General features: G+C 42.0%; 9 protein-coding genes. 7 read left to right on the plus strand and 2 right to left on the minus strand.

The annotated features are described in order from the left end of the window. The first annotated feature begins 76 nt into the window (after positions 1–76). On the plus strand, positions 77–2,458 hold the full coding sequence (locus MHI32_RS11110) for an alpha-L-arabinofuranosidase C-terminal domain-containing protein (RefSeq protein WP_340012348.1): 2,382 nt from the start codon (positions 77–79) through the stop codon (positions 2,456–2,458). Positions 2,459–2,530: 72 nt separating this feature from the next. Here MHI32_RS11110 and MHI32_RS11115 read toward each other — a convergent pair whose 3' ends face one another. After that, the gene (locus MHI32_RS11115) at positions 2,531–4,036 is read right to left on the minus strand and encodes an alpha-N-arabinofuranosidase (RefSeq protein WP_076100772.1); all 1,506 of its coding nucleotides are present in this window, start codon (positions 4,034–4,036) and stop codon (positions 2,531–2,533) included. Between the two features lie 150 nt (positions 4,037–4,186). Here MHI32_RS11115 and MHI32_RS11120 point away from each other — a divergent pair, with 150 nt between their 5' ends. From MHI32_RS11120 to MHI32_RS11145, 6 genes are all read left to right on the plus strand, one after another. Beyond that, positions 4,187–5,089, plus strand: a complete 903-nt coding sequence (locus MHI32_RS11120; protein WP_076187263.1) for an ArsR family transcriptional regulator — start codon at positions 4,187–4,189, stop codon at positions 5,087–5,089. A 171-nt stretch (positions 5,090–5,260) separates the two neighbouring features. Continuing rightward, on the plus strand, positions 5,261–6,268 hold the full coding sequence (locus tag MHI32_RS11125; RefSeq protein WP_036689737.1) for a LacI family DNA-binding transcriptional regulator: 1,008 nt from the start codon (positions 5,261–5,263) through the stop codon (positions 6,266–6,268). A 179-nt stretch (positions 6,269–6,447) separates the two neighbouring features. After that, positions 6,448–7,389 carry an ABC transporter permease subunit gene (locus MHI32_RS11130; protein ID WP_036689816.1) on the plus strand — a complete coding sequence of 314 codons (942 nt, stop codon included), beginning with the start codon at positions 6,448–6,450 and terminating at the stop codon, positions 7,387–7,389. A 14-nt stretch (positions 7,390–7,403) separates the two neighbouring features. Then, the gene (locus tag MHI32_RS11135) at positions 7,404–8,291 is read left to right on the plus strand and encodes a carbohydrate ABC transporter permease (protein WP_036689738.1); all 888 of its coding nucleotides are present in this window, start codon (positions 7,404–7,406) and stop codon (positions 8,289–8,291) included. 55 nt (positions 8,292–8,346) lie between these two features. Next, complete coding sequence (locus tag MHI32_RS11140; RefSeq protein ID WP_038569996.1) at positions 8,347–9,984, plus strand: sugar ABC transporter substrate-binding protein; 1,638 nt, start codon at positions 8,347–8,349, stop codon at positions 9,982–9,984. A gap of 63 nt (positions 9,985–10,047) precedes the next feature. Continuing rightward, positions 10,048–11,391, plus strand: a complete 1,344-nt coding sequence (locus MHI32_RS11145; RefSeq protein ID WP_036689741.1) for a glycoside hydrolase family 30 beta sandwich domain-containing protein — start codon at positions 10,048–10,050, stop codon at positions 11,389–11,391. A 200-nt stretch (positions 11,392–11,591) separates the two neighbouring features. Here the strand turns inward: MHI32_RS11145 and thiD are convergent, their stop codons facing one another. After that, the gene (gene thiD, locus MHI32_RS11150; protein ID WP_038570000.1) at positions 11,592–12,404 is read right to left on the minus strand and encodes a bifunctional hydroxymethylpyrimidine kinase/phosphomethylpyrimidine kinase; all 813 of its coding nucleotides are present in this window, start codon (positions 12,402–12,404) and stop codon (positions 11,592–11,594) included. Positions 12,405–12,528: the final 124 nt, after the last annotated feature.

Genomic DNA, 12,528 nt, shown 5'->3' on the forward strand with positions numbered 1-12,528 from the left:
TAATGATTTATATTGATATGAACTAAGTAATATAAATATAAATCAAATTGGAATTCACAAGGAGGAAGACAAAAGAATGAAGACAGAAGGAAAATTGACGATACATACGCAGCAGCGGGGGGCGGAGTTAGGCGATCTATTCGGTATTTTCTTCGAGGATTTGAATCATGCGGCCGATGGTGGGCTTTACGCTGAGCTAGTTCAGAACCGATCTTTTGAATTCGACCCGATTGACCGGGCAGATTATCATGCGCTGATGGCTTGGGAGCCTGTAGAACGTGGAGATGGAAAGGTAAATATCTCTGTAGAAGACAGCAAGCCCTTAAATGATCGTAACCAACATTATGTTGCCATCGATATTGTGGCTGAAGGTGACGGCGTTGGCCTGATGAATCTAGGCTTTAACAGTGGTATTCCGGTAAAAGAAGGCGAGAATTATAACTTCTCAGTGTATGCCCGCCGGGAGACAAGCTTTGATGTGCCGCTTACCGTAAACATCGAAAGCACAGACGGCACCATTCTTGGTGAAGTGGAGATCGCCGTAAGCAGCTCTGAATGGACCCGATATGAAGCCGTTATTACAGCTAATAGCACGGACACAAGCAGTCGTCTTGTAATCGTTACCAAAGGTAACGGGAAGGTATATCTGGATATGGTTTCCCTGTTTCCTGAGAAGACCTTTAAGAATAGACCCGGAGGCATGCGTGAAGATATTTCGCTGCTGCTCGCTGATTTAAAACCTAAGTTTATGCGGTTCCCAGGAGGATGTCTGGTGCATGACGGTTCCTTGGATCCAGATGACAGAGACTCCATGTACAGATGGAAGAATACGATTGGGGATGTTGCGCAGAGACCCGCAAGACGCAATAACTGGTCATATAATCAAACGCTTGGGTTAGGTTATTATGAATATTTTCAGTTCTGTGAGGATATTGGAGCTAAGCCGATCCCCGTACTTCCGGGCGGCTACGACCCGCATCATAAACGGATGGTACCGCTGGATGAATTAACGCCTTGGATTGAGGATGCTTTGGATTTAATTGAATTCGCCAAGGGGGATTCTTCCACGAAGTGGGGAGGCATTCGTGCAGAACTGGGTCACCCCGAGCCTTTTGGGCTGGAGTATGTCGGCATTGGGAATGAAGAGGTAGGTGCACCCTTTTTCGAGAGATATCCTTACTTTCATCAAGCCATCAAAGCAAAATATCCGGAAATCAAGGTCATTAATTCTAGTGGCCCGTTCTCTGCCGGTCAGGAATATGAACGGGGCTGGACGTCGGCAAAAGAGAACAAGTCTGACCTCGTAGACGAGCATTATTACTGTACACCTGAATGGTTCCTGGCTAATCATCATCGTTATGATGATTTCAAAGCCGATGAGCCAAAGGTATTCCTCGGTGAATATGCCTCATGGGGCAATACCTATTACAATGCATTGGTGGAAGCAGCATTTATGACAGGTCTGCAAAATAATGCGCATGCCGTTGGCTTAGCTTGTTATGCTCCAATGCTCTGCAATGTGGATTATATTAACTGGAAGCCGGATATGATCTGGTTCAATAATCATGAAGTGTACGGAACGGCAAACTATTATGTGCAAAAGCTATTTATGAACCATCAGGGAGATCATTTGCTGAAGATGGAAGCAGATAGCTTCACGGCACCGAAGGAAAGCAGAAAGGAAGCGATCACTGGAGCCGTCAGTTTCGGTGTGGATGCCTCTGCTGCTCGTTTCTCCGAGATCACCTTAGTCAACAATCTTACGGGAGAAGTGAAGACGTATTCTGACTTATCAGAGGAAGTTTCAAATCTGCCTGACCCTGCTCAGAACAAAACGGCTAATCGGACACTAGAGCTTGGTGAGACAGAGTGGGAAAACTATACTTTGCATTTTAAGGCTAGACGAACCGCAGGAAATAAAGGGTTTATCTTCTATTTTGGTAAAGCGGATGATCAGAATCATTTGTACTGGGAGCTGGGTGGCTGGCAGAATCAGGATTCGATTGTGGCCTCAATTATCAACGGAAGAAATTCTGTTCTGACGCATGCTATGTTTACGGTTGAAACAGATGTAGAATACGATCTTAAGTTAGAAGTAGTGGGCAGACAGATCCGTACTTTTATTAACGGAGAACTGGTGAATGAGACAGAAGATAAACTTCCGGTGATCGAACCGCTGTATTACACGGCAAGTGTGGAAGACTTAACGGGGGATATTATCCTCAAGACAGTAAACGTACAAGAGAATAGTGTTTCTGCTGAGGTTGCACTGGAATCTTTGGCAAAAGAAGCACTGACCATCGAAGTCTATGAAATGTCGGGATACCCGCTTGAGGACGAAAATAACTTCGAGAATAAGCAGCAGGTCTCTCCGAAACAAACTAGCTTTAAGACAGAAGGAAGCAGCTTTAGTTATGAGTTTCCGAAGCAATCCGTGACAATTTTCAGAATAAAATAACGAAGAAGCCCCCATGAATCTATGGCTTATTAAAGATTCATGGGGGCATTTCTATGACTATTACAAGTTAACTTAGCCGTTCACCCGCAGACGAATCACATTCCAGGAAGCTTTTGCGAGAAGGGCCTTTACATGTCCACCCTCAACAACGGCTTTGCCTTGGCTAGGCATCACGTTATGTGGATTGGATTTGGTGTTTACAGCTTTAATATCTTCATGTTCCAGTACAATATGCTCAATGATGTTTACGGAACTGAAGCTGCGCAGATCCACGTCGAGCTCTAGTCCTTCGGATAAATGGCGGTTTACAGCGAAGACGGTTACTTCATTCAGCTCCTCGTTGTATACACTAATGGCTTCCAAATAAGGCACATCAGTGAAATCTTTGGAATCGTATTTAGGGCTGGAAATCAGCGGGTGAAGTACGGTTCCACGACCATAAAGGGAAGCGTGCAGGTACGGATAATAAGTAGTCTGCAGCCAAAGCGGTCCGCCATTTTCAGTCATAATTGGGGCGATAACATTGATCAGCTGCGCTAAGCAGGCCATTTTCACACGATCAGCATGCTTCAACAATGAAATAAGACAGCAGCCCACAACAAGTGCATCTTCAAGTGTGTACACATCTTCGAATTCTGGCGGTGCGATCTGCCAATGTTGTTCGGCACGGCTGCTGCCTTGTGATTTCCATACATTCCATTCATCGAGCGACAGATTAATTTTCTTTTTGCTCTTTTTCTTCGCTTGAACATAATCACAGGTGGCAGCCACACTGCTGATGAAATGATCCAAATCCATGGAGCGGGCTAGGAAATTAGGCGTATCGTCATTGTTGTTATTGTAGTACGTATGCAGTGATAAATAATCTACATTATCATAAGAAAGATCAAGCACGGTAGCTTCCCACTCGGCAAAAGTGTCCATGCCGCTGCCGGAGCTGCCACAAGCCACAAGTTCAAGCGTTGGATCGACCCAGCGCATAGCTTTTGCAGTTTCGTTCGCTAACCGGCCATATTCGACTGCGGTTTTAGCTCCAATCTGCCACGGACCATCCATTTCATTTCCGAGGCACCAGGTCTTAAAAGCGTGAGGCTCTTTATACCCATGAGAGATCCGCAGGTCACTGTAGTAGGAGCCGGAAGGATGATTGCAGTACTCTACTAGATTTCTAGCTGCATCTATACCGCGTGTTCCAAGGTTAACTGCCATCATGACTTCGCTGCCTACGAGCTTAGCCCAATCTGCAAATTCGTTGGTACCCACTTGATTGGTTTCTGTGGTCCACCAAGCTAGTTCAAGAGATTGCTTGCGTTCATGCTTGGGTCCAACCCCATCTTCCCAATTGTAACCGGATACAAAGTTTCCTCCAGGATAACGGATGATAGGAACGTTTAGGGCACGAATAGCTTCGATGGCATCGTTCCGAAAACCATTCTGATCCGCAGTAGGGTGACCCGGGTCATAAATCCCACCGTAAACTGCTCTTCCTAAATGTTCGATAAATGAGCCGTAGATCCGCGGGTCTACTTCAGCTAGTCTGAAATCTTTGTCAATAATCATTGTCGATTTAATCGGCATGAGTGTACAGCTCCCTCTAGTTGAATTAATGATTTCACTAATTAAGTAATTGTTTTATGATTACATGATACTGATTTTCGCTTATAATAAGCAATGAATTAATTTAGGATTCGTTAAAATGCTAATTCAATAAGCATAGGAGACGTTGGAATGTACTTAACTACAGATTCTGAATCCTTGCAGGTGTATGAAGCGCTGGCAAGTGAAGTTAGGCTGCGAATTATTGAACTTCTGGACCGCAGAGAGATGCACATCAAAGAGCTGGCAGCGGAGCTCTACCTTAGTAGTGCAATTGTCAGTACTCATGTAGCAAAGCTGCAAAAAGCAGGCCTGATCAGTTCTAAAATGAGACGAGTAAATGGAGGGACCTATAAATATTGTTCTTTGTCTGCGAATTATCTGCAGATTAAATTATCGGGCTCCCGCGGAGTTGCGAGAAAGGTGGTTGAGGTGTCTATCCCTGTAGGGCAATATACCGATATTCAGGCTTTACCTACCTGCGGGATTGCTACTACTGAGAAGCTGATCGGCTATTATGATGATCCGCGTTATTTTCTGGACCCGGAACGGGTGAATGCCGGCATTGTATGGTTTGCGAAAGGTTCTATCGAGTACAAGATTCCAAATTATCTATTTCAAGATCAAGTGGTGCAGGAGATTGAGATTTCGCTAGAAATAGGTTCCGAAGCTCCACATGTAAATGAGAAGTGGCCGTCGGATATTGGCTTTATGATGAATGGACAGGATTTAGGAAAATGGACTAGTCCGGGCGACTTTGGACTCACTAGAGGACGATTAAATCCCATTTGGTGGCGTTCAGATGTTAACCAATATGGTTTGCTTAAGGTTCTGCGGATTAATGCTGGTGGAACCTTTGTGGATGGGCAGCAAATTTCAGATATTACGTTGGAGGATGTACGAGTAGAGCAGGATCAGTGGACCTTTCGTTTAACGGCAGAGAATAGCGGACGGAGAAGAGGTGGACTAACCATATATGGCCGTGGGTTTGGGAATTACGAGCAAGACATTATGTTTAGAGTGTATTACGATTGATTTCGAGTTTGCAGGTAAGGTGTTTTAAAAGATTCTGTAGAAAATTTAAGCTTGTGTACCAATTATTACCTCTGATAAAATAAAAATAAAAAATATATTGTAATGAAAACGTTTTTATGTTAATTTAAATCTATAAAAACGTTTTTATTCGTAAAGGAAGATTGAATCATTATGGAAAAGGTAACGATCAAAGATGTTGCCAGAGAGGCTGGAGTCTCCATTTCTACGGTTTCCAACGCGCTAAATGACGTAGATGTATTGAACCCGGAGACGAAATCACATGTTCTTAAGGTTGCGAAGCGATTAAATTATGTTCCTAACCTGAACGGTAAGCTCCTTAGGAATGGGAAAACCAAAATGCTGGGTTTTTTCACAACAAGTGTGTCGGGTCCATACTTCTATAAGCTGGTTGAGTCCATGTCACGTGAATGTGATCGGCTAGGTTACGGGCTGAATGTATTTGTTACCAAGGATAAACAAGTGATTATGAGCAATATTCTAGGCCGGCGAGTGGATGGTGTCATTATCTACGAAGAGCTGAGAATAGACGAAGAAGAAATTGCTGCAATGGTGAAAGACAAGATCAAGGCTGTATTTCTGGATCGGCCGCTTAAGAACGACACGATGGGAAGCGTGATATTTGATTCCTTTGAAGCGGGGTTTGAAGCGACCAAATATTTAATCAGTCTAGGGCATAAAAAGATTGCTTACATATCTGGTGTGGATGAGATGTACGACAGTGTTCAGCGGAGAGAAGGATACTTAGCTGCTTTGCGTCAGTATCAGCTACCCACGCATGAAGAGTATATTATACAAGGGTATTTTGAAGAAGAAAGTACTTACAACGCTATAAAATCTTTTCTTCACTATAGTCCTGATAAAATACCTGATGCCTTCTTAGCAGGGAACGACTTGAGTGCGATTGGATGTATTCAAGCTTTGAAATCGCATGGATACGAAGTTCCGCTAGATGTTAGTGTTATGGGGTTTGATGATATTGATATTGCGCAATATTTCTCACCGCCTTTAACTACTGTAAGAAATCAAATTGCTAGACAGGGTATTTTGGCTATTAATCACCTCGTTCGTATGATTCAGAAGAAGGAACAGGGCGAGATGATGAAATTGGCGGGTGAATTAGTTGTAAGAGGTTCTAGTCAAGTAAAGATTGGTCGGTAAGAACACATATATGTAATGGGTTCAAGATTTCACCCGATCATTTTTTATAATTTTGTTGTTTTGGGAGGGTTTTTTTTTCAAAAAAATAAAAACGTTTTTATTGTTTGGGGATCATGATTTGGAGGGGAGAAGAAAAAGTGGATAAATTAGCCGTAGTGCCAACAAACGGAAAGAATCCAATGAGCGGGAAAAAGCCTATGGGGCAGAGGGTCAAAGAATTTGTAATTGATTACAAGAGACAATGGGAAATTCAATCCATGGTCATCCCGGGAATTATTTTTATGATTATCTTTTGTTTTATTCCGATTTACGGATTGACGATTGCTTTTAAAAGCTACACCGTAATTGATACGCTCGATTCTGCACCTTGGGTAGGGCTCGATAATTTCAGAATTATTTTATCTGATAAATATTTTTGGGACGCTGTAGTTAATACATTAGGGATCAGCTTTCTGAAATTAGCCATAGGGTTTGTTATTCCTATTATTTTATCCGTTATGATTTACGAATTAAGTGGTGGACGTTTTAAAAAGATAGTGCAAACCATCTCTTATTTACCACACTTTTTGTCCTGGATCGTTCTCGGCGGGATGCTGATTGCCTGGTTTTCCTCATCCGGTATGTTTAATGAGATTATGCTCAGTTTGGGACTGATTTCGAAACCGGTAAATATTTTGCTTGATGCGAATAAATACTGGTGGATTGCAACGTTATCCGATATTTGGAAAGAGGCTGGTTGGGGAACGATTCTCTACTTAGCCATTATGTCGAAAATTGATCCTACTTATTATGAGGCTGCCAAAATAGATGGCGCAAGCCGTATGAGACAAATTTGGAATATCACACTTCCTAACATGAAACCGATTATCAGTTTAAATCTGATTCTGACTGTAAGCGGTTTATTAGGATCAAATCTGGATCAAACCCTGGTATTGATGAATTCTCAGAACCGCGTTAAGGCGGAGGTCATTAATTCTTATGTGTATCGTATGGGTATGACGCAAGGTGACTTCTCTTATGCTACTGCTGTTGGTTTAGGTGTCTCCATCGTTTCAGTCATCCTACTGATTAGCGCCAACAAAGTATCCAGTAAATTAAATGATAATCAATCAGTTCTGTAGAAGGAGGCATTTCTGTGAATCGTACGGTGGCTAAAGAAGATCTCGATAGTCGAATCTTTAATACCTTAAATATTATTTTGCTCTGTATTTGTACAATCATTATTGTCGTTCCTTTATGGAATGTAGTCATATCCTCTTTAAGTTCGGGCAAGGCGCTTGCGGAAGGCGGATTCATATTTTGGTCTCCAGAGTTCTCTTTGGAAAATTATCGTGCTGTATTTCAAGATGAGACCATTGGTTTAGCATTCGTAGTATCGCTTGCCAAAACATTCATTGGTGTCATTACCCACGTATTCTTTTGTGCCATGATCGGTTATGGCTTGAGTAAGAAATACATACGTGGACGTAAGCTGTATGTTGCCATGGGTGTAATCACTATGTTTTTCTCTGGTGGAATGATCCCTACGTATTTATTGATTAAATCATTAGGCCTCTTAAACAGCTTCTGGGTTTATATTATCCCGGCCTTGTTCAGTTATTATGATGTAGTTATTCTAATGAACTTCTTCAGAAATGTACCGGATTCACTTGAAGAGTCAGCCAAAATTGATGGTGCAGGTGACTGGCGCATTTTCCTGAAAATCTTTATCCCTCTTTCCATGCCGGCTATGGCCACCATTGCGTTATTTAACGGGGTTGGGCAGTGGAACGACTTTATGACTACCAAGTTATATATTACCGATCAATCGCTCTACCCGCTGCAGATGAAGCTCTATGAAATCATTGTTCAGTCGCAAACACAATCCATGCAAAATGTTGGTGGATCTGCGATTATCGAAACTACGACTAAAGGGGTTCAACTAGCAACAATTGTCATTACAACTTTGCCGATTGTTGTGATGTATCCAATATTACAGAGGTACTTTATCTCAGGCATGATGATGGGGGCGGTGAAGGAATAGTAAGTAAATCTCCAAGTAGTGAATGCTTACAAAACATTTTAGGGGGAAACAAAAGATGAACAAAGCATTTGGGAAAAAAGGACTCAAACTTTGTACGGCACTTATGGCTGTTGTATTAGTATTTACAGGTTGTGGATCGAAAGGTAATTCTGACAGCTCCAGTAAAGAGTTAAGCTCCATTGAAGGCCGTTATACTATAGATCCGGAAACACCGGCATGGAAGCTGGATACAAAAAAAGAGACAACAGATCTGACTTGGTACGTGAATGCAGACTGGTGGAATACTGATTTCGGAAAAGACCTTGTCACCAAGAAAATTAAAGAGGATTTAAACATCAACATTAAATTCATTACAGGCGATGACACTAAGCTGAATACGATTTTTGCTGGCGGTGAAATGCCAGATCTGTTGACTATTTTTGATTCCAACTCTCCAGTCGTACAAAAAGCTGCTACCTGGGCATTGCCTTTAAATGATCTGGCAGATAAATATGATCCGTATTTCAATAAAGTTGCAGAAAAAGATACGATGAACTGGTTCCAGTTAGCTGATGGCAAGACCTATGGATACCCTAACTATTCCAATACGCAAAACGATTATGATAGCGGTAACATCCCTGCTAAAACAGCCTTTGTCATCCGCAAGGATGTTTACGAAGCCATTGGAAAACCAAGCTTTGGAACTCCTGAGGAATTCAAGAGCGTTATGCAACAAATCAAAAAACAATTCCCGGACATGATTCCTTTTGGTTTTAACTCCATTGGTTCAGGCACTGGTTCTTTGGGAGATGTATTGGAGGATTTCATCGGAGTGCCGATGGAAACTGAAAATGGCGAATTCTACAACCGTAACCTAGATGAGGATTACTTGACTTGGTTGAAAACGTTAAATGAAGTCTACAGAAATGGTGATATCAGTGATGACAGTTTTGCTGATGACGGTACTGCCTTTGAAGAAAAAGTGAAATCCGGTAAATATGCAACAATACTTTTGGATGGAACCCCTCAACAAAGTGGTAACCTGCAAATCTTCATGACAGAAAATCCAGGCAAGGAATATATCGCTATTGATGGCCCACAAAGTACTGTTGGACATGAACCAACGTTGAATCAATCCGGAATTACAGGTTGGATGATTAGCTATGTTACTAAAAAGGCTAAGGATCCTGCAAAAGCGATTCAAATTTACACTTATTTGCTCAGCGACGAAGGACAAAAGCTCATGAACTACGGTATTGAAGGAGAGACCTATAAAGTTAACGACAGCGGTAAAATTGAATTCTTGCCTGAAATCAAAGACCTGCAATTAAATAATGCCGATAAATTCAAAAAAGATTACCGGATGGGCGAATTTATGTTCTTTGGACATGACCGTGATAAAGCGCTGAGTAATGACGCATTCGCAGATTCCATTAAACAAATGCAAGAGTGGGGCAAAGGAAAGCTAAAACCACACTTTATTCTTGAAAATATTAACCCGGCTCAAGGAACGCCTGAAGCTCGCAGTCTTACTGCAATTGATACTACTTGGAACACTACGCTTGTAAGTATGATCCGCGCTAAAGACGATGCTACATTCGACAGCACCTTGGCTGCTTACAAAACATTTTTGAATGATAACAACTGGGATAAGATTGTAGAAGTTCGTTCTGAAAAAATGAAAAACAACAAAGAAAAATTAGGCCTTAAATAAGTTAGATAATAGAATGTGGCCCCTTCACTGGGGCCTCTTCATAGAAAGATGGAGGGAAACAACATGCCAGAGCTTAAAATTTATCAATCCACCGGGGAGAATACATTGTTTGTAGAGCAAAGTCTGCAACAATTAACTCCAATTGCTGACGCAGAGGCGACCACTACTGTAACTATTGACGAGAATCAAACCTTTCAGGAAATGGATGGCTTTGGAGCATCCTTTACGGATTCATCCGCTTATTTGATTAATCAAGTCCTGGACAACGAACAGAAAAAGGAAGTCATGAGCAAGCTTTTTGACGCACAAGATGGAATTGGTTTGTCCGTATTAAGAAATCCAATGGGGGCATCGGATTATGCTAGAGATATTTATAGCTATGACGATAGACCTGCACAGGAAACGGATACGGAATTAACCCACTTCTCTATCGCACATGATGAAGCAGACATTATCCCTTTGTTGCAACAAGCTCTGGAAATTAACCCTGAGATCAAACTGATGGCTTCTCCATGGAGTGCACCAGGTTGGATGAAGACTAGCGGATCGATGATTGCTGGAGAACTTAAACAAGAATATTATCAGGCTTATGCCGATTATTTTGTTCGATATATTCAAGCTTTTGAAGGGCACGGATTGCCAACTTATGCTGTAACACCACAGAACGAGCCTTTATTTGAACCCAAACACTACCCTAGTATGTTAATGTTGCCTGAGGCGCAAAAAGATTTCATTAAAAACTACCTGAAGCCTAGCTTTGTTAAGCATAACATCGCTACAAAAATTCTCTGCTACGACCACAACTGGGATCGTCCAGATTATCCGTTAACCGTGCTCGATTATGCAAAAGATGAAGTAGATGGTGTAGCTTGGCACTGGTATGGTGGCAATGCGTCAGCGCAATCAGAGGTTCTGAAAGCTTTTGCTGATAAAGAAGTGCATTTTACAGAAGGTTCTGGTGGAGAATGGATTCCTCCGTTTGAACAAGCCTTCTCCAATGTAATGAGAACAGGGATTGATATTCTTAGAAATCATAGTAAATCCTTTGTGTTATGGAATATGGCCTTAGATGAAAAGAACGGCCCAACCGTACCGGGTTTTGGCAAAAGTACTTGTCGTGGTGTTGTGACAGTCAACCAAGAGACCAAGGAGCTTACGTATACGCTCGACTATTATGCGCTGGCCCATTTCAGTAAATTTATTCGTCCGAAGGCTGTGCGCATTGACGCCTCCACCAATCAAGAAGTGATTCGTTCCGTAGCTTTTAAGAATACAGATAACTCTATTGCAGTTGTTCTGTTCAACGATAGTGAAAAGGCTGAGAATGTGGCTTTGAACTTGCCGGGAGCGGATGAATTATCTTTCCGTTTGGCGTCAAAAAGTGCTTTATCCATTTTGATAAAATAATTAGAGGACGTAGCTCAGAAGCACTCGAATCTTGATTCGGGTGCTTTTTTTTATGAAAATAATCGTATAAAAAATGTATGTTCGGTAAGCTTAGTTTTGAATTTACGGATTTTCTATAATAGTAAATAAAAATGGCAGTCCAGAGCTGAAGTTCAGCGTCTGGACTGCCATTTATTTTTTGTGTAATTGGATTGCGAGTTCTAACGTTCTAAACGGTAACCACCGTGAAATACAGGACCCACATATTCATTAAACGCAAATCCATTACGAATGGCTGCGGAGACAAAATCTTTAGCTTTTGCAACAGCTTCATGAACCGTTAAGCCATTAGCTAGACCGCCTGTAATTGCTGCGGCAAAAGTACATCCAGCTCCATGATTGTGAGCGGGTTCGATTTTGGCTGTTTGGAATACAGTGTACTCAGAACCGTCGAAGAAGATATCAATCGCTTGATCGCCGCCGAGTGCTTTGCCGCCTTTAACCACGACATTACGTGCACCGAGCTTATGAATCAGACGGGCAGCTTCTTTCATTTCCTCAAGGGTAGTAAGTTTGCCAAGACCTGAAAGAACACCTGCTTCAAACAAGTTTGGGGTGACCACAGTTGCTAGTGGTAGCAATAAGTCACGAATAGCCTCAGCGCTGTCAGGGTTCAAGACTTCATCTTCACCCTTGCACACCATAACTGGATCAATAACTACATTAGTCTGAAGATTTTCTTTGATCGCTTGCTCTGCAACGCGCACAATTTCAACACTTCCAAGCATACCTGTCTTCATGGCATTAACCGGGCCACCAGCGAAAATAGTTTTTAACTGCTCAGCAACAATGGAGGCATCAATTGGATAAACATTATGGTGCCAGCCGTTGTCCGGGTCCATAGTAACGATAGTGGTCAAGGCACTAAAGCCGTAGGTACCATACTCTTCAAATGTTTTTAGATCCGCTTGGATGCCTGCGCCACCACTGGAGTCGCTGCCTGCAATAGTTAGAGTTTTAATAATTTGAGTCATGGTTACGTCCCCTTTATATATGTCTGAATTCATAAACAACGCATTGCATTGATTATAACAAAAAATAGCACCTACGTCTTTCTAAAAGCAAGAGTAAGGTTGAAAATACCTTCCTCTAAAAATT

Origin of the sequence: Paenibacillus sp. FSL H7-0690 (genome assembly GCF_037980415.1) — a bacterium.
Lineage (GTDB): Bacteria > Bacillota > Bacilli > Paenibacillales > Paenibacillaceae > Paenibacillus_AQ > Paenibacillus_AQ odorifer.

Coding starts and splice junctions, on each gene's coding strand:
- MHI32_RS11140 (WP_038569996.1), top strand. CDS start 8,347: ATGAACAAAGCATTTGGGAAAAAAGGACTCAAACTTTGTACGGCACTT.
- MHI32_RS11120 (WP_076187263.1), top strand. CDS start 4,187: ATGTACTTAACTACAGATTCTGAATCCTTGCAGGTGTATGAAGCGCTG.
- MHI32_RS11145 (WP_036689741.1), top strand. CDS start 10,048: ATGCCAGAGCTTAAAATTTATCAATCCACCGGGGAGAATACATTGTTT.
- thiD (WP_038570000.1), bottom strand. CDS start 12,404: ATGACTCAAATTATTAAAACTCTAACTATTGCAGGCAGCGACTCCAGT.
- MHI32_RS11130 (WP_036689816.1), top strand. CDS start 6,448: ATGAGCGGGAAAAAGCCTATGGGGCAGAGGGTCAAAGAATTTGTAATT.
- MHI32_RS11125 (WP_036689737.1), top strand. CDS start 5,261: ATGGAAAAGGTAACGATCAAAGATGTTGCCAGAGAGGCTGGAGTCTCC.
- MHI32_RS11115 (WP_076100772.1), bottom strand. CDS start 4,036: ATGCCGATTAAATCGACAATGATTATTGACAAAGATTTCAGACTAGCT.
- MHI32_RS11110 (WP_340012348.1), top strand. CDS start 77: ATGAAGACAGAAGGAAAATTGACGATACATACGCAGCAGCGGGGGGCG.